At 44.2% G+C, this 21,403-nt stretch carries 17 protein-coding genes and 4 tRNA genes; 11 read left to right on the top strand and 10 right to left on the bottom strand.

All coding sequences use genetic code 11. From position 1 onward, the window contains the following. Nucleotides 1–153: 153 nt before the first annotated feature. Both MTR11_RS13170 and MTR11_RS13165 read left to right on the top strand, forming a co-directional pair. Complete coding sequence (locus MTR11_RS13170) at nucleotides 154–1,083, top strand: CHAD domain-containing protein (protein ID WP_243327815.1); 930 nt, start codon at nucleotides 154–156, stop codon at nucleotides 1,081–1,083. Between the two features lie 68 nt (nucleotides 1,084–1,151). Next, a complete protein-coding gene (locus MTR11_RS13165) occupies nucleotides 1,152–1,940 on the top strand; it encodes a lipase family protein (protein ID WP_134645705.1) in 789 nt (262 codons plus the stop codon). 74 nt (nucleotides 1,941–2,014) lie between these two features. Here the strand turns inward: MTR11_RS13165 and MTR11_RS13160 are convergent, their stop codons facing one another. From MTR11_RS13160 to MTR11_RS13145, 4 genes are all read right to left on the bottom strand, one after another. Beyond that, nucleotides 2,015–2,269: a hypothetical protein gene (locus MTR11_RS13160; RefSeq protein ID WP_012842214.1), complete on the bottom strand. Its 255-nt coding sequence runs from the start codon at nucleotides 2,267–2,269 to the stop codon at nucleotides 2,015–2,017. A 130-nt stretch (nucleotides 2,270–2,399) separates the two neighbouring features. After that, the gene (amyS, locus tag MTR11_RS13155) at nucleotides 2,400–3,923 is read right to left on the bottom strand and encodes an alpha-amylase (RefSeq protein WP_243327814.1); all 1,524 of its coding nucleotides are present in this window, start codon (nucleotides 3,921–3,923) and stop codon (nucleotides 2,400–2,402) included. A gap of 308 nt (nucleotides 3,924–4,231) precedes the next feature. Beyond that, nucleotides 4,232–4,305 (bottom strand) — tRNA-Cys (locus tag MTR11_RS13150). A 37-nt stretch (nucleotides 4,306–4,342) separates the two neighbouring features. After that, nucleotides 4,343–4,429 (bottom strand) — tRNA-Leu (locus MTR11_RS13145). A gap of 552 nt (nucleotides 4,430–4,981) precedes the next feature. Here MTR11_RS13145 and MTR11_RS13140 point away from each other — a divergent pair. From MTR11_RS13140 to MTR11_RS13125, 4 genes are all read left to right on the top strand, one after another. Beyond that, entirely contained in the window at nucleotides 4,982–6,613 is a 1,632-nt protein-coding gene (locus MTR11_RS13140; protein WP_012842212.1) for a methyl-accepting chemotaxis protein, read from the top strand. 199 nt (nucleotides 6,614–6,812) lie between these two features. Further along, nucleotides 6,813–8,042 (top strand): alanine racemase, encoded by a 1,230-nt coding sequence (alr, locus tag MTR11_RS13135; protein ID WP_164665665.1) that lies wholly within the window; start codon nucleotides 6,813–6,815, stop codon nucleotides 8,040–8,042. Nucleotides 8,043–8,354: 312 nt separating this feature from the next. Next, nucleotides 8,355–9,086 (top strand): AzlC family ABC transporter permease, encoded by a 732-nt coding sequence (locus MTR11_RS13130; RefSeq protein WP_047009226.1) that lies wholly within the window; start codon nucleotides 8,355–8,357, stop codon nucleotides 9,084–9,086. Continuing rightward, nucleotides 9,083–9,391 (top strand): AzlD family protein, encoded by a 309-nt coding sequence (locus MTR11_RS13125; protein ID WP_005396412.1) that lies wholly within the window; start codon nucleotides 9,083–9,085, stop codon nucleotides 9,389–9,391. The genes MTR11_RS13130 and MTR11_RS13125 overlap by 4 nt, the downstream gene beginning before the upstream one ends. A gap of 140 nt (nucleotides 9,392–9,531) precedes the next feature. On the opposite strand, the gene dld is transcribed toward MTR11_RS13125, so the two are convergent. The 6 genes from dld to MTR11_RS13095 all read right to left on the bottom strand — a co-directional run bounded on the left by dld (nucleotide 9,532) and on the right by MTR11_RS13095 (nucleotide 16,280). Then, nucleotides 9,532–11,238: a D-lactate dehydrogenase gene (dld, locus tag MTR11_RS13120; protein ID WP_085343756.1), complete on the bottom strand. Its 1,707-nt coding sequence runs from the start codon at nucleotides 11,236–11,238 to the stop codon at nucleotides 9,532–9,534. A 384-nt stretch (nucleotides 11,239–11,622) separates the two neighbouring features. Further along, complete coding sequence (locus tag MTR11_RS13115; RefSeq protein WP_243327813.1) at nucleotides 11,623–12,525, bottom strand: LysR family transcriptional regulator; 903 nt, start codon at nucleotides 12,523–12,525, stop codon at nucleotides 11,623–11,625. A gap of 236 nt (nucleotides 12,526–12,761) precedes the next feature. Next, nucleotides 12,762–12,837 (bottom strand) — tRNA-Gly (locus MTR11_RS13110). A gap of 36 nt (nucleotides 12,838–12,873) precedes the next feature. After that, nucleotides 12,874–12,947: transfer RNA gene (locus MTR11_RS13105), tRNA-Cys, on the bottom strand. A gap of 207 nt (nucleotides 12,948–13,154) precedes the next feature. Continuing rightward, nucleotides 13,155–14,609, bottom strand: coding sequence for an ATPase RavA stimulator ViaA (gene viaA, locus MTR11_RS13100; protein WP_012842207.1), 1,455 nt, complete (start codon nucleotides 14,607–14,609; stop codon nucleotides 13,155–13,157). Between the two features lie 9 nt (nucleotides 14,610–14,618). Then, a complete protein-coding gene (locus MTR11_RS13095) occupies nucleotides 14,619–16,280 on the bottom strand; it encodes an ATPase RavA domain-containing protein (protein WP_145472985.1) in 1,662 nt (553 codons plus the stop codon). A gap of 268 nt (nucleotides 16,281–16,548) precedes the next feature. Here MTR11_RS13095 and MTR11_RS13090 point away from each other — a divergent pair, with 268 nt between their 5' ends. The 5 genes from MTR11_RS13090 to MTR11_RS13070 all read left to right on the top strand — a co-directional run bounded on the left by MTR11_RS13090 (nucleotide 16,549) and on the right by MTR11_RS13070 (nucleotide 21,332). Continuing rightward, nucleotides 16,549–17,064: an NUDIX hydrolase gene (locus MTR11_RS13090; RefSeq protein ID WP_243327812.1), complete on the top strand. Its 516-nt coding sequence runs from the start codon at nucleotides 16,549–16,551 to the stop codon at nucleotides 17,062–17,064. Nucleotides 17,065–17,086: 22 nt separating this feature from the next. Next, the gene (ltaE, locus tag MTR11_RS13085) at nucleotides 17,087–18,091 is read left to right on the top strand and encodes a low-specificity L-threonine aldolase (RefSeq protein WP_134645716.1); all 1,005 of its coding nucleotides are present in this window, start codon (nucleotides 17,087–17,089) and stop codon (nucleotides 18,089–18,091) included. A gap of 79 nt (nucleotides 18,092–18,170) precedes the next feature. Then, nucleotides 18,171–18,491 (top strand): c-type cytochrome, encoded by a 321-nt coding sequence (locus MTR11_RS13080; RefSeq protein ID WP_005396401.1) that lies wholly within the window; start codon nucleotides 18,171–18,173, stop codon nucleotides 18,489–18,491. A 203-nt stretch (nucleotides 18,492–18,694) separates the two neighbouring features. Continuing rightward, complete coding sequence (gene yfcC, locus MTR11_RS13075) at nucleotides 18,695–20,227, top strand: putative basic amino acid antiporter YfcC (RefSeq protein WP_243327811.1); 1,533 nt, start codon at nucleotides 18,695–18,697, stop codon at nucleotides 20,225–20,227. A gap of 109 nt (nucleotides 20,228–20,336) precedes the next feature. Continuing rightward, nucleotides 20,337–21,332: a succinylglutamate desuccinylase/aspartoacylase family protein gene (locus MTR11_RS13070; RefSeq protein ID WP_243327810.1), complete on the top strand. Its 996-nt coding sequence runs from the start codon at nucleotides 20,337–20,339 to the stop codon at nucleotides 21,330–21,332. The last annotated feature ends 71 nt before the right edge of the window (nucleotides 21,333–21,403 follow it).

The raw sequence follows: 21,403 nt of genomic DNA, 5'->3' as shown, positions 1-21,403 counted from the left end.
GGGCGATCATTTTGCTCACAAGAACATCAGCATGCTTTGCTCTCGTTTGCTTTGCTTCATCACTTCATGTCAACGAGGAATCGACAAGTCGCACAAATAGACAATATGGGTATAAACTTAACTCGTACTGCAGGGGACAAATAAGCGCTCATCATGTTTCGAAAGTCATCATTTCAATTACCGCTACATACTGATTCCGAACTCGACTTCGTAGTGCCCCACTTCTTACTTACTGAATTTGATTATGCACGCTCTCTGGAACAGGGGATCGTCCATGACTTGGACCCTGAATACACACACCAGTATCGCGTCACACTAAGGCGCATACGCTCACTATGCGTACTACTTCGCGAACTGATACCTCCTTTTGAACTGCGTATTTTGAAACCTCATTTAAAAATAATGATGAAGAAAACAAATAGGCTGCGTGATTTGGACGTATTTATCTTGGACAAAAGCCAATACATTGAAATGCTCCCAAGCCACAAACCCTCTCTTGAGCAGCTTTTGGGCTTTATAGAATCCGAACGTGCTTACGAACAGGCAAAAGTTGCGCGTTGGCTAGCGACAAAAGAATACACAACGCACTGCACTTTGGTCAGGAACAGTCTGCTGCGAAGTACAAAGCACGTACGAGTGGATAACAACGTACCTGCGTTACTCTTCGCAAACCAAAAAGTCTCCGAACAATTTAAAAAGGTCGACAAAGCACGGCGCAAGATCTCGGACAAAAGTCGTGACAGCGTGATCCACTCAATGAGGATAAAGTGCAAAGCGCTGCGTTATTTGTTAGAAGGGTTTTCCGCACTCTACCCTTCCCCACAGCACAAAAACAACGTGAAACAATTAAAACTATTACAAGACAAGCTCGGTGATTTTAACGACACTTCAAGTCAAATTGAATTTTTCACTCGGCTCAAACAGGCAGTAAACCTCAATGAACAAGATCGTAAGACCCTGAAAAAGCTGCTTAACGTGCTTAGTGAACATCACGATACTTCGCGCCAGACCATCTTAACGCACTTAGATCAATTTGAGGCTTTCATCCACGATACCAACACACAAAGTCTCTACCAGCACTAACCTAGGTTCACGTATTTTTAATATTCATTAATTACAGTCAGTCGTTAGGCTCCATAAAGAAAGATAACGTGAAACCATTAAAACGATACCAATATGAGCGCTATGCCGTACTCTGTAATCTCGCCTATCCTCGCGTCTTCAGACAAACTCAATATGGATTCGATCCTAATGGGCAACGAGTCATTAGAAATGAACACGGTAAGATTATGATTCGCGTGCTCTGGAGTAAAAAACAGAGTGAAGTGGTCGTAGTAATTAAAGGCTCACACAGTATCAGTGATTGGTTGTTAAACTTCGCGATGTGGACGAGAAGTTGTCGAAGGTTGGGACTGAATTACCGCATTCACGCGGGTTTCTATCATCTGCTGTTTCAAGAAAGTTTACCGAGCCGAAATGAAGATCGGTTGGGGTTGACCGTGATCGAGCGCCTCGAAGGTATCGTTGTACCGCTCATTCTTAAGGGAAAAAGAATCACCATTACTGGTCACTCTTCAGGTGGCGCGATTGGCAGTGTTTTTGCCGATTATATAGAGAAAAAATACCCAAAGAGCATTAAACGCGTTGTGACTTTCGGTCAGCCCGCAGTTGGAGATTGGACCTTCAAAAAACGCTACCGTTTGGGGCACAAAACTTACCGGATTTGTTGCGACATCGACATCGTGACATTCATGCCGCCAGTGCCTTTTCTCTATTGGCATGTAGGCAAAATGCTATGGTTGTATAACGGGAAAATATACGAGAATACGCCAACGTTCATTCGACTTGGACGTTCTCTATTTAGTTGGTTGATGCGACCATTCTCTTATCACTTTATGAGTAAATACATCCGCGATAAAGACTTCTTTGACGAACGCTGAGCTAAGTACCCTAAAACTATGATGTACAGGCACTAAAAAGCCGGACTCAGCCGGCTTTACGTTTTTGTGGTGAATTACAGAGAGGCAATTTCTTTTTCAAGTTGATATTTGCTATCTGTGACTATGCGCTCTAACACTTCAACGCGTCGCTTCAAGTCACCAATTTGCTTGTTAAGGTTATCTTGTTCTTCTTGGCTCATCGTATTACGTTCAGATATCTCCAAGGCTCTTACTTCTTTACGATGATTCAAGATTAACTTAATTATCCCGCCCCCAAATATGGCACCGAACACAATAGCCACAACCAATACATCAGCAATAGATTCCATTCTTCATCTTCCTCTAGATAATGCTCAAATATAAGTTACTCATTTGTTATATGAATATCAAATAACGTATTGATTCACTGCAAAGTTTCATCAAAATTTGCCTGTTCTGTATCAAAATCACAAGAATGGATTACTCAACGCTAACCCAAACCGAGACAGATCCACCATTTACAGGGAACTCAGCCCACCCATTCGCATCTGTCCAAATGTCTTCAGTTCGGATGCCCAACTTGTCGACATAGCGTGTACTTGGCTTGCCCGTATACATCCACTTCGAGCCACCTGGTCCATCGCTCATGATCACTGCCATTGAATGTGGATGTTCTGCATCGCCCTCGCGAGTCCAGCCAATTACATCCCAATGGTCGAGATATGAATGTTGTTTACCATACGCATAGTCTTTACGCAGTGCTACGAGCTCTTCGATGTAAGGCACTTTGACCATATTGATGTCATGCCCTTTATCACTGTACTGCGCGCCGTAGTAATCTGCATAAAACACAGATGGATAACCTTCTTCACGCAATAAGATAAACGCGTAAGCGAGCGGCTTAAACCACCAATCGACCGTCGACTCCAACGCCTGCAAAGGTTGAGTATCATGGTTTTCTACTAAGGTTACCGCTTTGACTGGATTGTCCTTCATCAGCGTACCATCCATGATTTGACGCATATCGTAGCTACCACCCGATTTAGACGCATTGTAGAAGTTCATATGTAGCGGTGCGTCGAATAGAGACATGCTGCCAGAAGTTTTGGTGATAAAGTTATGCAGCTGATTCACATCGTAGTTCCAGTACTCTCCGACCGTGAAGAGTTCTTTCCCTGTTTTCCAACGTAGGTGATCAATCCATTCTTGAAGATATTGGTATTTGATGTGCTTCACCGCATCCATTCTAAAGCCATCAACACCAGTCATGTTGATGTACCACTCACCCCAATCTTTCAGTTCTTGTTTAACTTCAGGATGATCCATGTCTAAGTCAGCATACATAAGGTAGTCGTAATTCCCCTTTTCAGAACTGACTTCCCAATCCCATGCCTTACCTTCACCTTTGAATTTAAAAATGGCTTTTTCTTTACCTGCATCGTCCCAGTCCACGCCATCAAAATGGTACCAAGTCCAATGGAAGTTAGAGTACTTGTCGTTGCGTCCAGGGAAATCAAACTCCACCCACGCTTCAATCCATTTATCACCAAGTTCAATGTTGCGGTTGTTCCAATCTACCCGCTTAGTATCAACCCAAGATTTCCCATCCGCACCACCACGGTGGTTAAACACCACGTCACCATAAACCTGGATATTGTTATTGTGAGCGGCATTGATAGCACTAAGGTACTGATCTTTCGTGCCGTATTTGGTGCGCACTGATCCTTTTTGATCAAACTCCCCCAAGTCGTACATGTCATAAACGCCGTAGCCGACATCATTACTGCCACCCGCTCCTTTGTATGCAGGTGGTAGCCAGAGCGCTGTGAATCCGTTTTCTGCTAGCGTTGGAGCGTTATTTTCCACTTGAGTCCACAGTGTGCCATCGTTAGGCACATACCAATGGAAATACTGCATCATTGTGCCATTCTCAGCAGCCAATGCAGATGAACTTAGCAACAAGGTTAAAGGTAAAATAGTGCGTTTTAATTTAAATGTTTTCATTATTTTTCTCTCACGTTAAGGACTAAAATCCTCCTTTCTGCTCATACACACCAAGCATTGCCAACGGTCACGCTAGCCAAGTTGCTGCCTGTGATACAAAAAGTTCGGATTACAATCGAAGAGAAATTAGCACCAATCACCCTATACAATTATTGAGTTATTTAACATTTATAAAATCAATGACTAGCGCATTGAAAATATTGAATGGTGATCAAAACATGGGAGGAATTTAGAGAAGAGTGAACGAGTATAGATTGATGGATTTAAAACGAAGAAAGCCAGTCATTTAAGACTGGCTTTCGAAATAGTGGAGGCGCCTCCCGGAGTCGAACCGAGGTCCACGGATTTGCAATCCGCTGCATAGCCACTCTGCCAAGGCGCCTTTCTGATTTTTATATCTCTGTTACCAAAGATTTTGATGGTGCCCCGGGCCGGACTTGAACCGGCACAGCGCGAACGCCGAGGGATTTTAAATCCCTTGTGTCTACCAATTCCACCACCAGGGCAACGCAATCATGCGATGGGTTAGACACCATCTGTCTCAGCGACCTTTGCCGTGAGAACGAGGCGTACTTTAACGGATTAATTTATCTGGTCAACAATAAATTTTATCTTTTTGATTTAAGTGCTTAAAAAGCGATCCAGACGGTACAATTGGCATTCAATTAGGCCAAGAAACACTCGTTAGCTTTCATCAACTCTAAGTCACACACATGTTGATGCCCGTAACTGCTTAGCTTGTAAACGCCTGACTAACACGGATCGTAGTCACCACTCTCTTCAGCTCTATAACATCTGTAACAATTGGAGACTCTACTCTTGGCACTATTTCACACGAAATATCATATTTTGTTACCGATAACTTTGCATCGAATGTGGTCGTACCTTTATAAAATCATTGACATTTTTTATTTTCAAAAAAAGCTCAATTCATTATCGAAAATATCAATAAATAATGATAGCTTACACTCGTTGCAGTAATTTAATGGACATATATCACATATAAGGACGTGGTTTACTTTGGCGACACACCATAAGAAAAACAAGGTATATCACTAATGTCTATCAAGAATCTTTCTATAGCGAAAAAGATATCGCTATCGTTTTTACTCATTGCCATCGTCAACATTGCGTTTGGCGTATTTTTATCTACAGAGCTCAAAAGCATTAAATCTGAGCTTTTAAACTATACCGATGATACGCTTCCTGCTATGGAAAGAGTAGATTCGATCCGAGATCACTTGTCTCGCTGGCGCCGTGCTCAGTTTGCGACATACACTTATGAAGACGCAGACCAAATCAGAAACAAAATTGCCAGCAACATTCGCGAACGTGAAAAGATCAGCAAAGAGCTCGATTCTTACGGTGAAACGATTTGGCCAGGTGAAGAGCAACAAACTTACCAGCGCCTTATGCGTCAGTGGAAAAAGTACTTGGTTACTATGGATCAGTACAACGAAGCGATGCTAGCCAACGACAAAAGCAAAGCCCACCCTATTTTGGCGAACTCTTTACCTGCTTTCGAAGCGGTTGACTCTGAGCTCGGTGAACTGATCCGTCTACTTAAAAATGCTATGGACAGTAACAAAACTCATATTCTTTCTTCTGTAAATGGATTGAGTAACTCGTCAATTGCAAGCAACGTGATTATTCTGCTTATCATGGTAGGCATGACGTACGTGTTGACACGCCTTATTTGTGGCCCACTAAAACTTGTTGTCGAGCAAGCAAATGCCATCGCAACAGGTGACCTATCAAACGACATCGATCGTAAAGCCATCGGCAATGACGAGCTAGGTGAGCTGGCAGATGCGACCACTAAGATGCAAGATGACTTGCGCCAAGTTATCGACAACGTGATTGCTGCGGTCACACAGTTAAGCAGTGCAGTAGAAGAGATGAATCAAATCTCTGATATTTCTGCGTCTGGTATGAAAGATCAACAACTGCAAATCACACACATTGCTACGGCAATGACAGAAATGAAAGCAGCAGTAGCCGATGTTGCACGTAATACTGAAGATTCAGCGAACCAAGCTAACGAAGCAAACCGTCGTACACAACACGGTGTTCGTGAAACACAAGGCATGGTTGATGCGATTCATGAAGTTTCAAACGTAATTGGTGCTGCGGGCGATACTGTGGCAGAGCTTGAACAGCAATCGAATAAAATTAACGTTATTGTTGATGTTATCCGTGACATTGCCGATCAAACCAACCTACTTGCGCTTAATGCAGCCATTGAAGCTGCGCGTGCTGGTGAGTCTGGTCGCGGTTTTGCCGTGGTTGCGGACGAGGTTCGAACGCTTGCAGGCCGTACGCAAGATTCAACCAGCGAAATTACGTCGATCATTGAACAGCTACAATCGCTTGCAAAAGACGCGAAATCTGCGACAGAACTTTCTAGAACCAGTATCTCAGAATGTGCAGAGCAAGGCATTCAATCAAAACAGCTGATGAGCGACATTGAACACTCGATTTCTGATATCTCAGACATGGGCACCCAAATCGCCACGGCTTGTAACCAGCAAGACTCTGTTGCAGAAGAGCTTAACCGCAGCATTGAAAACATACACTTGGCATCTCAAGAAGTATCACAGGGCTCAGAGCAAACCGCACAGGCTTGTCGTGAGCTAAGCCAGCTGTCAATTTCTCTTAAAGATGTAATGAGCCGCTTTAAACTGAGTTAAACTCAGTTGATACCTTAGTTGATATTGAATCAACCTCGATTTGCGCAAATTGAGTGCAATCACTGAGATATATTTAGGTATATTGAATCATGATCTTCAAAAACGCTCCAAAGCACTACTTGGAGCGTTTTACTTCGTCAGGTACTTTCCCCAAGTACTCAATAACATAACCAATACAAAAAACGCGTACGGAGACTTTATGCGCTTAAATAAAACCTTACTATCACTGACTATCGCTGCTGCAACCGTTGCTCCTGCGATGCAAGCTACTGCTGCCCCTCTTCAAATTAGCAACACTGTAGTAAAAGCAGAGCAAGTTCAAGGCGCTAACGCTTGGCTGGAAATAAACTTAGGTCAATTCCGCGATAATATTGAGCAGTTCAAGTCGCACATGGATGGCAAAACGAAAATCTGCGCCGTGATGAAAGCCGACGCATACGGTAATGGCATCGCGGGCCTGATGCCGACTATTATCGAACAACAAATCCCTTGCGTTGCCGTTGCAAGTAACGCCGAAGCACAGACCGTTCGCGACAGTGGCTTTAAAGGTCAACTTATGCGTGTACGCTCGGCGGATATTGGCGAGATCGAAGCTGCAATCGACTTAAATATTGAAGAGCTGATTGGCACTGCAGAGCAAGCCAAAGTACTGTCTAAGCTAGCAGAGAAAGCGGGTAAAGAAATCAAAGTTCACCTTGCTCTTAACGACGGTGGTATGGGACGTAATGGCGTTGATATGACGACAAAAGCGGGCAAGCAAGAAGCGCTAGAAATCGCTCAACAAGCTGGCGTTAATATTGTTGGCATCATGACTCATTTCCCTAACTACAATGCAGACGAAGTTCGTCAAAAGTTATCTTCGTTCAAAGACAGCTCTGCATGGCTGATTAAAGAAGCGGGCCTAAAACGCGAAGATATTTTGCTGCACGTGGCCAACTCTTACACTGCACTTAATGTTCCTGAAGCACAGCTTGATATGGTTCGTCCTGGTGGCGTTTTATATGGTGATCTGCCAACCAACCCTGAGTACCCTTCTATCGTGTCTTTCAAAACACGCGTGGCATCCGTTCACCACCTGCCAAAAAATAGCACTGTCGGTTACGACAGCAGCTACAAAACGAGCAAAGAAAGCCTAATGGCGAACATTCCTGTTGGTTACTCTGATGGCTACCCACGAAAAATGGGCAATACGGCAGAAGTACTGATCAATGGCCAACGAGCAAAAGTGGCAGGTGTGGCTTCAATGAACACCACCATGGTTGATATTACAGGTATCAAAGATGTTGAGCCTGGTTCTGAAGTTGTACTGTTTGGCTCTCAGCAAGGCAAAACGATTTCGGCAGCAGAAATGGAAAAACATGCAGAGGTCATCTTCCCAGAACTATACACGGTTTGGGGTACTGCGAACCCTCGTGTCTACGTAAAATAAACCCTTTCAGTTATTCGTAACAGAACGAAAAAGCGAGCCTCGTGCTCGCTTTCCTACTCATATACTAATCTGTAACAATCCGTGCTCTTCTCAATTGAGCAGAGCTTGCTATTTGCGTTACTTTCCTTGAGCCCTGGCAAGTGACAAATCCTCTAACCCCTTCATCTTAAAATCGTTCAGGTATACTTGTTTTTTTATATAGCACTTAGTGTTTGAAAGCCATTTCAATTGATGTTAAACATTAAGTTTACAAAAGAACAACAAACGCATTCATATGGCACTGCCCTTTTTGCCTGCTGGCTAGGTATCTCTATGACAGAAAATACTCAACATCTTCAGCGTTCCTCATCTGAGTTGCACGAATTTACTCGGATCGACGTGTGGAACGGTTTCACCCAACTTTTACCTCTGTCCATGTTTGTGGTCATATTTGGCCTCGCATTCGGTGTTGCCGCCGTACAAACTGGACTAGATGTATTTCCCACTATGTTGATGAGCACACTGGTCTTCGCCGGTGCTTCACAATTTGCCACGCTAGAAATGTGGGGAGCAGAAGTACCTCTGATTCCAGTGCTTATTACTGTATTTGCTATTAATGCTCGTCACCTCTTGATGGGCGCTACGCTTTATCCATGGTTACGACAACTCCCACCGACAAAACGTTACGGCGTAATGCTGGTAGCATCAGACGCAAACTGGGCAATGGCACTCAATGCATTTGGTAGAAAAGAACCAGGTTTTGGCTTGCTTGTTGGTGGCGGCTTGGCGATGTGGTCGTTTTGGATTGTTGGCACCTGGATCGGCATTTATTTTGGTAACGCAATCAAAGACCCGGTGGGCCTCGGGCTCGATATGGTTATGGGATGCTTCCTGCTGTCTATGGTGGTGGCTGGGCCGAAAGACTTAAGAATCTTTGCGATTTGGGCCACAGCAGCAGCCTCTTCTATGTTGGCGTATTGGTATTTACCAGAGAATAGCCACGTAGTGGTTGGCGCCATTACTGGTGGAGTCTTAGGTGCTTGTTGGAAGGAGAAAAAAGCATGAACATCGAAACGAGCGTAGGTGGAACACTGCTTATCATCATCGCTATGGCGTTAGTCACGCTCATAACCCGCTGGGGCGGAGTATATGTCATGTCATTCATTCCAATTAGCGAACGGGTTCAACGTTTCATTACTGCGATGTCAGGTTCCGTATTGGTTGCCCTTTTAGCCCCACTAGCGGTTGAGGGTGATTACGGTGCTAGAGCAGCACTTTTTTCTACTGCTGTCGTCATGTTCATCGTGAAAAAGCCTCTGCCCGCAATTGCAGCTGGCATCATCGCAGCCGCCGCGGTACGCGCTATTTAACCGTTGTTTCGACGTCAATACCAGTCATCAATAAAAAGCCCCAAAACACGAAGCCCTGATGTCACGAGTGTCATCAGGGCTTATCTTATGCTCATTATTTTAACGATGATCAACGATATTAATCACGGTGAGATAGCAAATTACGCACAGCAGTTACAATTGCGCTTGTATTTGTCCATTTTGCCAATACCAGGGTTAAAGGTGTTGGTTGGATCTAGCTCGTGGTAAAACTTCTGCAGCGAATTTTCAGCTTCGTACAAGTGACCCACATTATGTTCTGCTGGGTATTTAGCACCACGGCTATTGAGGTGTTCTAGCATCAGCTTTTTCATCAACTTCGTGTCGGTCCCTTTTTTGAAAATGTAATCTTGATGGAATACATAACACATAAAGTGGCCATAATAGAGCGCTTGAACAAGGTTCTTACTCACTTCTTCTGGTAAAGTTTCTAACCACTCTTCATCATTACGTCGCAAAGCGATATCAAGTGCAACGATGTCTTCTACGTCTTTTCGGTGAATCGTCTCGTAACGAATTGCTGCACCTGCTGCTGCAAAGCGATGTAAATAAGCTTTTTTACCCTCTTCCGGCGTACACTCGAAGAAATCACAGTCGTCTTCAACAGCCCAAACTTCTTTGAGGTATTTTTGCGCTTCAGCAATACCACCATCACTCATTTTCAATACCAGGTGGTGCTCATACTTGTCGCGGAAATCCAGCATTCGTTCTGGTAAATGTTGTGGGAACAACTTACTCGCGTAGTACAAAATGGTGTCTGGCAGGTATTTACTAACAAACGGGACGCGCTCTAAGACATTTTCTACTTTAGCTTTAAGTGCAAACATTTTTGGCAGCTTATCTGTGCCTAGCAAGTCGATGGATAAAAAGACGTCTTTGCCGTACTTCTCTGCCATGTTGAAGATATCTCGATGCAAGTATTCTCCCATCTCAGGCAAGTTCTCAAACGTAGATAAGAAATCTTTTCGCAGCTTCGTCAGTTTCGCAGGATCATTGGTGCCAAGGTAAAAAACCTGCTCTTTTTCGGGTACTGGGTAGCTATCAACTCGAACGGCGAAAACACCCAATTTACCAGCGCAGCCACTGGCTTCAAATAAACGACGTTCATCGGCATTAAAGCGAGAAGGAATGTCAGAAGTCACGTCTCGAACACGTTCATCGTATTCTTTGTCTGATGCCATTCGCTCGTCATGAATGATCTTCGCAGGGTCAAAGTTTCCTTCTTGCAGGTTTGTCAGAATTTCTTCTGGCGTTTCACCTAAACCTTCAATACCAAGGTGATTAACCAGGTGTAACTGGCCTTGCTTATCGACCTGCGCATAAATCGCCAACTCCGTGTAAGCAGGACCACGCTTGACTAACGCACCGCCTGAGTTATTGGCGATACCCCCAACCACAGTGGCACCTAATGATGAAGAACCGATGATAGAGTGCGGCGCTCGGTTCACCGCCTTCAATTCTTTTTCCAATGAGTGCAAACTTGCACCAGGCAAGCATACTGCCTGCTTACCGCCATCTAATAAGTGAATCTTCTTGATTTTGGTAATATTGATCACGACCACATCACGGTCATAATCATTACCACTTGGAGCTGAGCCTTCTGTTAAACCTGTTTTGGCAGCCTGCATAATAATAATGCAGTTTGCTTCAACGCACTGTTTAATGATCTTCCATTGTTCTACAAGAGTATTAGGAAACACGATAGCAAGCGCAGTGCCACTACCTGAGCGAAAACCCGAACGGTAGTATTTTGTTTTAACCTCGTCGGTTAGGACATTTTCTTCCCCAACGATAGTTTTAAATTCGTCAATCAGCTGCTTTTGTTTCATATCCGTATCTCTAGTTATTGTACTTCGCTCACATCACCGTTTAGTGACGGTAATGGGCGTCTGAGCCACTATAAGCAGTCCATTTCTCGGCGTCTATGTCAGGCAGGCGAGCAATACTTAACCAACAGACAACAAACAAAATAATTCTTTTATTTTTCTGTCACTTATCTTTCACATTCGGAAAATTTAACGCAAGAAACAGACCGTTTCTTAAAAGAAACAATAGCAAAACCATTTGTTAACAGTTGTGCGCAGCATCTTGTTATCAATATTAGTGATAAAACAAGGAGAAGGCTTAAGCTTCTAAATTTATAAGAATTATTAGAAATGAAGATGGAAACAATAACTCAACACCAACATAACGATTGGTGTTGAGTTATTGTCTTAAAATCGATGATTTTGACTTTGAAAGCTGGTGTATAGATGATCAATGAAGATCTTAATTTTTTCTGGCTGTTGACGAGTGTAAGGATACACTGCATAAATACCCAAACATTTGGCGGTTTCGTCTTTGAACAATTGAATCAGGCGGCCTTGCTTTAAGTCTTCATAAACCAAGACACGTGGCACATAGATGATTCCCTGCCCCAACAGTGCGACGTTTCTCAATACCGAAGAGTTGTTGGTACAGAGGTTACCGTCGACTGTAACTTGATACACCTCGTCTCCCTCTTTAAACGCCCACTCACGCGCCCCGGTTTCTTGGTAGGAATAAACCAAACAATTGTGCTTATACAAGGCTTGAGGTTGCTTAGGAATGCCATGTTTAGCAAGGTATTGAGGTGACGCACAAACAATCCAATTGGCATCCACCAGCTTTCTTGCGATCAGGCTAGAATCTGGCAACACACCCGTTCTAATTGCCAGATCAAAACGTTCATTCACGATATCGACGAAACGATTATCTAGATCCATATCGATATTGATGTCAGGGTATTTCTGATTAAACTCATTGATCACTTGAGGAAGAATTAACTCACCAGAGATAGTGGGTACAGAAACTTTAATGTTTCCAGATAAATTCTTACCTAACCCCACAATGGATTCTTCTGCCGTTGCCACCGCTTGATAAACGGCTTTTGCATGAGTAAAGAACGCTCGCCCTGCCTCCGTCAACGTTAACGTTCGCGTTGTTCGGTAAAGAAGCTGTACACCAAGCTCTTGCTCAAGCTTCGCGATGCGTTTACTGACAACCGATTTAGTCAATGACATGTGTCTTGCAGCAGCACTGAATGAGCCTTGCTCGATCAGGTGATAGAAAATGATGTAATCGTCGGTATTTCTCATGCGTCTTCGTCAAATCCTTTGTAGACCGATATTGTAAACGGATATTGGTCAATCTACGAAATATCGGATCACACTTAACAGCATAACTCGCGAAAGAAACAAGGGTTATACCGACAGTTCAAGAAATTGAGATGGCGTAAATTTATCAATATTCAGATACAAAAAAACCAGCTTTCGCTGGTTTTAAGTTGATGCGCTTGGCATCGAGATACCGCAATTGCCATATCTGAATAATTTGGAGCGACACACGAGGTTCGAACTCGTGACCTCAACCTTGGCAAGGTTGCGCTCTACCAACTGAGCTAGTGTCGCATTGATTCTCGAAAGCCATTCACTCTCAAAGAATAATGGAGGCGCCTCCCGGAGTCGAACCGAGGTCCACGGATTTGCAATCCGCTGCATAGCCACTCTGCCAAGGCGCCTTTTTTTACTTCGCTTCAGGGCTCTTCCCCGTTGCGTTGGTGGCTACTTTACGGATTGAGAGAAGATAGTCAAACAAAAATCTTTCATTTTCTGTTTGTTTGATTTCTTTTAAGCCAATTAGACCAAAGTTCGATCTTATCGGCTTAAAACGAAGCAATATAAATCTAGCTTTCTGTACGTTTTACTCAATAGAATTTCAATGCCACTTAGTAATTACCGACCCGTTTAAGCAACCTGCCCACAACATTAGGATGATAAGACCACGTGTGATCAAACATCGACATCAATGCTGGGTTTCCGTATTTAGATAGGCTGATCGCGTGAAAACGGTTTTTCTTCGCTTTAAGCGCATCCACTTTGGCAAGCAACTCGTCTTGTTGTTTTGGCGCGATAAAGTCGGAAATGACCACCATATCGGCATTTTTGTACTTATCACCGCTCATCAAGTCGATAGATTTGATCAAAGTTGGCTCTAAGTCTGTACCACCATGGAAGCTATAAGTTAAAAAGTCCGCCGCCTCGCGCAGACCATCTTGTTTGGTTAGCTCGTACGTAATGTGTTCCGTCGAAAAAATAATGACATAGCAGTCACGTTGCTCCGCTAATGCGATTTGCATCAGAGCATAAGCCATGGCTTTGGCGCATTGCTCAGGAAACCCGCTCATGGAGCCGGACGCGTCCACACACACAATAAACGGTCCTTTTTCGATATCTACCGCTTTGTTGTCAGGTCGGTGAGCTTTAACTTTACGTAACGTGCGCGATTTGCCTTGTGTACGGTAGTTCATAAGTCGTTTATCGACTAAGTGTTTATAGAACACGACCTCGAGTTCGGGATACGCCAAAAACATCGTTTCGTTGGGAAGTAGCTTATTTAAATCATCGCTTTCGTGAATGCCGACAATATCATCTGTCGCTTCATCACTCTTCTCTTCGATCATTTGTAGCTCTTCAGTAGGCGCGCGGTTAAGTTCGGGATCATTCACTTGCCCCGCCATACGGCCAAGTTGCTCGGCTATTTCTTGCAAGCCTTGGTGCTTCTTCAGAAACTCCGCATGGCGTTTCATCACTGTTAAGTCAGTTTTGCTCAACTTGGCAGATGCCATATCCCATAAGCGCCCTACACTTTCAGCATCACCCGACTCCGTGACCTTATCCATATTACGCATGGTCTCCATACGCTGATACAGGTCATTCAGCACTTTCTCTTTATTGGCCTCAAGCTCGCTTACTTGCGCTTGCTTAATCGCATCGGCTAGACTTTGGTACCATTGATCACAGAAGTAATGTGGGAACATGGGATTATTCATCCCCTTGTTCTTCTCCATCATTCGGCGAGCCTGCATATAAAAAGCGGAGTGCCACTCAAGCTTTTTAATCACATCTTCGATGTTTTCGAAAAACGCCTCTTCATCCCAGTGAATGACCTCTTGATATAAAGACAGCTCTTGTTGGAAACGCTCTGTCTCACATACCTTGGTAATCCGTTTTTTAACACTGCCCCTCCACTTTAATAAGTGGCCTTTGACTGAAGATTTAACGCCTCGGTTTTCTGCCATCATCATGACTTGTGAACGCGCCATTAAATCATTAACTGCACTATCGATGATGCCAGAGTCGGCTACCATCAGCGCGAGGTTAAGTCCGTCTGCACCTAGCATGTCGTCTCCTTATGAGAAAAACTGATGTAAGTTTTTAAAGCGTTGGATAACTTTCTCGCTTTCAGCTTGGATAGACTCAAGTCTCTGACTGACCTGCTGCAGACTCGACTCCATTAGGCGTGGTAATTCAGGATCAACAAAGCTATGCGGAAGCGCATCATGAAAATTCGCTTTTACCTTGCGCATATGGTGCTCTGCTTCACTGAGTTGATTTACGGCTTTTTCACTCTGCGTTAACCACTTTTGGTAAAGCTCTATATCCAAGCCCTCTTGAGTCACTAAGCTCACCAGAATGCCTCGGTTTGCTATATCACGGATAACTAGGTTATTTGCGGCATCAACATCAAATCGTAAACGGCACATGTTGGTGTTTTGATTGACGTAGCCATACACATCACCGTGTCCCTCTTTGATGACTCGGTCTAGCTCATCTTTTGGCACGTAAACCCAGCGGCTATCACCTTTCTCTGATTCTGAAACCGACATGTTGCTTTGCAAAATAACCAGTTTAACTAAGTTAACGGCTGCGCCAACTTTGTAGGTCTTAGCTTTAGAGGTATCAAAACGCATGGTTTCTTTGCGCAGAATACCCGTTGCCGCTTCAGACGTTAACGTCATGCGGTAGGCATCTTCAAGCTCATGCTGAACATCGACCAAAGACTCGCGACAGTATTCAATTTCCTGTTCGGCGTCTTGTTGATCAAATGCATGTTTTAAGGCGAACTCTTGAACCACTTCACGTACCACATCTCGCGATTCAGGACTGTTCCATAAACAATCTTGCAGCAACAGTAGATCAAGTGGGTTGATTTCATCGCGTCCATTAAAAAACGCGCTCGCTTTTAGCAATTTCACGGCTTTCTTCCAGCGGCGGTCAGAGACATACATGTCGGTATTGGCGACATCGCCAAACTGAGCTTCGACTTTGCTTTCTAACATCGTTTTAAGCTGGAAAAGCTTCTCAAATGCATTATCGGTTAGCGTCAGCTTGTCGAGCTGCTGTTGCCATTGATGATATTCTTCATCTGTTATTGCTAGCCCTTCTGGCACTTGTGCCTCTTGTGACGTGCCTACCGTCAACATCGACTTAAAGTTTTGTTTATTCTGAATTCGATTCACAAACACGCGCACCAACATGCGGTCATAGAGTGCATCCAAACCGCTGTCTTCATCTGGCAGTTCATTGGAAGCCGATACCAACAAACGCATTGGCACACGCTCAATATCGCTGCCATTTTTGAACGTTTTCTCATTGACCACTGTCAGCAATGTATTCAGAATGGCGGGGCCCGCCTTCCAGATTTCATCTAAAAATACGACTTGTGCGGTTGGCAAATACCCTTTAGTTAAGCGAACATAACGACCGTTATCTTTGAGTTCTTGAATACTCAGTGGCCCAAAAACTTCTTCAGGTGTTGAGAATCGAGTCATCAGGTATTCAAAGTAACTGCTATTATCGAACGCTTGGATAAGTCGCTTGGCAATTAAGCTTTTTGCAATGCCAGGTGGGCCTAAAAGAAAAACACTTTCACCAGCAAGTGCAGCGAGGAGGCAGAGCTTGATGGTATGTTCGCGTTCATAAACGCCGTCCGTTAACGCTTTAGCCAACTTGTTGATGCGTTCTGAGAGAAGCGCTTTTTCGGCATTTGAGGCAAATAAGGTTTGTGTCATACGTTCTCCGGCTGCTGAACTGGTATTGCGTTAACATTTTTATACACTTGTTATAACTTTGTTACAAATGTATTTTATTGAATTCCCCTTATAGCAGATGCTTACCCCCTTCTTTAGCCAGCAATCAAAGTTTCCATTTATGAGATACAGCTCACTGAAAGTGCAAACGCTTTCGTCGTGTTGCAACATTTTTTGCTTTTGTTTCCCACCATTTGTGGTTAATGTCGAAAAACGTCAAAATGCGGTAACAGCTAGGGTTAATAACTGCATGAGCAAAATAATTCATAGATGGAAGCAAATTTCTCTGATTGAAGAAGAGGTTATGCTTCCTACAGGACAGGCAATTACGCACACCACAATCCATCATCCGGGCGCTGCGGTGATTCTCCCTATTACAACGGAAGGTGAGGTAGTTCTTGTCCATCAATTTCGCCCTTCACTTAATAAATGGCTTTTGGAGCTTCCTGCTGGTACAAGAGAAAGCAATGAAGACCCTCTCTGCTGCGCGAAAAGAGAGCTAGAAGAAGAAACGGGCTATAGTGCAGAGAAATTTACCTCTCTCGGCCAAGTCACTCCCCTTGCCGGATTTTGTGATGAAATACAGTACCTATTTGTCGCTGAGAAGCTCAGCCAAACCAACCGTTACGAATGTGATGAAGATGAAGTGATTGAGGTTATTACCCTGTCACTCCAACAACTCGAAGACAAGATTATTGATGGCACAATTACCGATGCCAAAACGATCGCTTGTTTAAGCAAAGCGCGCCTTTGCGGATATATTTAGGACTTTGACCAAGGAGACATTCATGGATTTTCGATCAGATACCGTTACACAGCCTACCCAAGCCATGCGAGAGGCCATGTTTAAGGCCCCCGTTGGGGATGATGTTTATGGTGATGACCCTACGGTCAATGAGCTTGAGGAGTTTGCCGCAGAGCTTGCAGGATTCGAAGCGGCTTTGTTTACCACTTCAGGCACGCAAGCCAATCTGCTCGGCCTAATGGCGCATTGTGAACGCGGAGATGAATATCTATGTGGGCAGCAAGCACATAACTACAAGTACGAAGCTGGCGGCGCAGCAGTACTTGGGTCAATTCAACCTCAACCAGTCGAAAATAACCCAGATGGCACACTCCCATTTGATAAACTGGCAGCGGCGATTAAGCCAGATGATTGTCACTTTGCTCGTACCAAGCTGCTCAGCTTAGAAAATACGATTAATGGTAAAGTATTACCTCTGTCTTATTTAGCAGAAGCACGTGACTTCGTGAATAAACATAACTTGCAGATGCATCTAGATGGCGCTCGCGTTTTTAATGCAGCCGCTGCGCTTGATGTTCCGGTAAAAGAAATCGGTCAGTATTTTGATTCAATGACGATTTGTCTGTCGAAAGGTTTGGCTGCCCCTGTTGGTTCGTTACTGCTTGGTAGCAAAGAGTACATCGCAAAAGCACGTCGCTTAAGAAAGATGGTCGGCGGTGGTATGCGTCAAGCGGGTATTCTTGCCGCAGCAGGCAAACTCGCCCTTACCGAACAAGTGGAACAGCTAAAACAAGATCATATCAACGCAAAAACCTTAGCGGAAGGTTTAGCTGAACTGCCTGGTTTTTCAGTCAACCCTGAATTTGTTCAAACGAATATCGTATTCGCGAAGCTTGATCCTCAAGTGGACATAGTAAATATCGCTGCGAAACTAAAGGAACAAAATATCACGATAACACCTGGAAACCCCATTCGTTTCGTGACTCATAAAGACATTTCAGCGCAAGATATCGACAATTTCTTATCAAGCATTAAATCTCTGCTTTAGTTTGATTTTGATCATTGAGCTTCCCCTAAGGGGAAGCTTTATTGTATCGATATGACTTTTTAGCGAATAGACAATCTTCATGTTCAGATTTGTACTTCTAACCTCTCTTATTTTCTCTTCCGCTAGCCATGCCGCGCCTTTTGGTGATGCTGATAAAGGTAAAATCAAATCCCCTAGCTGCGTCTATTGTCATGGTGCCACAGGCGTCGCAGGTAATGATGCCTACCCAAATCTTGCAGGTCAAAATGCTCAGTATCTATACGATGCGATGAAGTCTTACCAAGCAGGCGAACGTAAAGGGCCGCTTGCCGAAATGATGGGCGCACAGTTAAGAATGTTAAATGATGAGGATCTTCGTGATGTCGCTGCATTTTATGCAGAACAGACGCAAGACAAATGATTTGTTTATCTCGGCTCACAACAAGAGCTTGTGAGCCCCCGAACCGAGAAAAAATATTTAACCAAACTCTGCTTGTAAAATAATCACAATGACTTCACTTCAAATATTTGATGAATTTATAGTTCAATATTTCCATTAATATTGACTTTTTATTCTGGTTTATTGATATTTCATGCTTCATTGAATTTAACGTGAAGTAAGTTATGTCTCACACACATGCGCAACCAGCAGACTCGGTTGCTACACCCAAATCATGGCAGATGCCAGATACCCTCATTTTGATCTTCATTGTTGGTATTCTCGCTGCGATTCTTACCTACTTAATTCCTGCTGGCCATTTTGACAGTCAGCAAGTGACTTATATGGTCGATGGTGCGGAAAAAACACGCACGGTTATTGATCCATCTTCATTCTCTTATGCAACCGATGAAAACGGTGAATTGGTTTACAACAAGGTTGGCCTGTTTGCTTCTGGTGGTGGCATTGGCCTGATGAACTTCCCTTTCGAAGGGCTAGTTTCTGGCTCTAAATGGGGCAGCGCGATCGGCGTGATTATGTTCATGTTGGTTATCGGCGGTGCTTTCGGCGTTGTAATGCGCACAGGCACAATCGACAACGGTATCTTGCGCCTTATCGATAAGACCAAAGGTAACGAAGCACTATTCATTCCAGTGCTATTTTTGCTGTTCTCGCTAGGCGGTGCGGTATTTGGTATGGGTGAAGAAGCCGTAGCATTTGCGATTATTATCGCGCCGCTTATGGTTCGCCTTGGTTATGATGGTATCACTACGGTAATGGTTACCTATGTTGCGACTCAAATTGGCTTTGCTACTTCTTGGATGAACCCTTTCTCCGTCGCTATTGCGCAAGGCATTGCGGGTGTACCTGTTTTATCCGGCATGACAGTGCGCATGGGGTTATGGGCTGGCTTTACGTTAATCGGTATCGCTTTCACAATGCTCTACGCCGCTCGAGTAAAGTCAAACCCAGAACTTTCTTACAGTCACCGCACAGACAAATACTTCCGTCAGCAAGAGCTTGGCAATCAAGATTCTCGTTGGAATATCGGCGATACACTCGTCATTCTTACGGTCATCGCGACCACAGTATGGGTTGTTTGGGGCGTAGTCGCTAACGCATGGTACATCCCAGAAATCGCTTCTCAATTTTTCACTATGGGCTTTGTTGTCGCGATCATCGGTACGATTTTTCGCTTAAACGGTATGACGCTCAACTGCGCAGCCGATGCGTTTAAAGAGGGGGCGGCTATTATGCTTGCTCCTGCTCTATTGGTTGGTTGTGCGAAAGGTGTGTTACTTATCCTAGGTGGCGGTACGACCGATGAAGCGAGTGTACTGAATTCTATTCTGAACAGTGCTGGCGGCGTGATCAGTGGGCTTCCTGACGTAGCTGCGGCTTGGTTAATGTATGTATTCCAATCTATCTTCAACTTCTTCGTTACTTCCGGATCTGGACAAGCGGCACTGACGATGCCTTTATTAGCACCATTGGCGGATATTGCAGGTGTCACGCGCCAAGTTGCCGTTTTGTCATTCCAACTTGGAGATGGTTTTACCAACGTTATCGTCCCTACTTCAGCATCCTTGATGGCAACACTTGGTGTCTGCCGCATCGACTGGGGTGATTGGGCAAAATTCTGCTGGCGATTTATCCTATTACTCTTTACCCTGTCGAGTGTCGTCGTTATCGCAGCTCATATGATGGGGTTTGCGTAAAACGAAATCAATTGGCACTAAGGCGAGACACGTTCTCGCCTTATTAATACTCTTCGTATGGCGACGTTAAGGTTTTAGATTGGCTTATGGTTTTGGAGTGGTAACTTTAATGGCAACACAACTTCTCGATGACATGATTCAAGGTCATCAAGTGATTCAATCTCTCAATGTAGCAGACCTAGGTCCGGGTGAGCATAAGTTTTGGTTCCGCATCGCGACCAACGCGCTCTCTCAGTGGCAACATCTTCCTGTTTTGGTATTCAAAGGTGAAAAACCTGGCAAGAAAATCATGATCACCGCAGGGGTTCATGGTGATGAATATAATGGTGTGTTAGCAGCGCAGAAGACCGCTAGAGAACTCATTGGCACTGAAGTCGCTGGTACTGTCACTATTGTTCCAACCATTAACATGCCAGGTATGCTAAACCACAGCCGCGATTTCTATTCCGCAGACCCGGATGCGTCTCCTGCAAACTTAAACCGCTTTTTCCCTGGTGACCAAAACGGCAATGAGGCACAACGCTACTTATATGCATTGTGGAATGATCTGCTCAAGCCAAATGCTGATTTAGCCATTGACCTTCACACTCAAACCAGTGGTGCGGCCTATCCACTATACGTGTTTGCAGACTTCCGAATTGAGCAATCATTAGAAATGGCTCGTCTCATTAATCCTGATGCGATTTTAAATGATCCCGGAGATGCTGGCGTCCTTGAAACCGTTTGGAATAACCATGGTGTCCCAAGCATTACGGTTGAAGTGGGTATGGGGCGCTACACAGAGCAAAAACTCATTAGTCGAACCGTATCAGGCATTTTAAATGTGTTGAAGCAGCATAATGTCGTAGAAGGTGAGATAGAGCCTATCACTTCATGCTTGGAAGGAAACGAGATCGTCAGTATGAAAGCGACACATGGCGGCTTTGTACTACCTCATGTCGGTTTGATGGATTTTGTCGAGCAAGGCCAACTGGTTGCGATTCAATACGACAGCTTTGGCACTGAAGTTGAGCGCTACACCGCCCCTACAAGTGGTACAGTGCTCAGCCACAATGTGGAATCTATTCGGGCGCCTGGCTCTCTGATCGTTCGTTTGATTAAGTAAACCATAACCGTTTGTCGATAAATCAACCTTTCGACGCTCACTCAAATTTATATAAGCCCCATCACGAGTAA

Source organism: Vibrio sp. CCB-PB317 (assembly GCF_022808245.1).
GTDB lineage: Bacteria > Pseudomonadota > Gammaproteobacteria > Enterobacterales > Vibrionaceae > Vibrio > Vibrio diabolicus.
The sequence above is the reverse complement of the archived record's forward strand: the minus strand, read 5'-3'. Positions and strand labels throughout refer to the sequence as shown.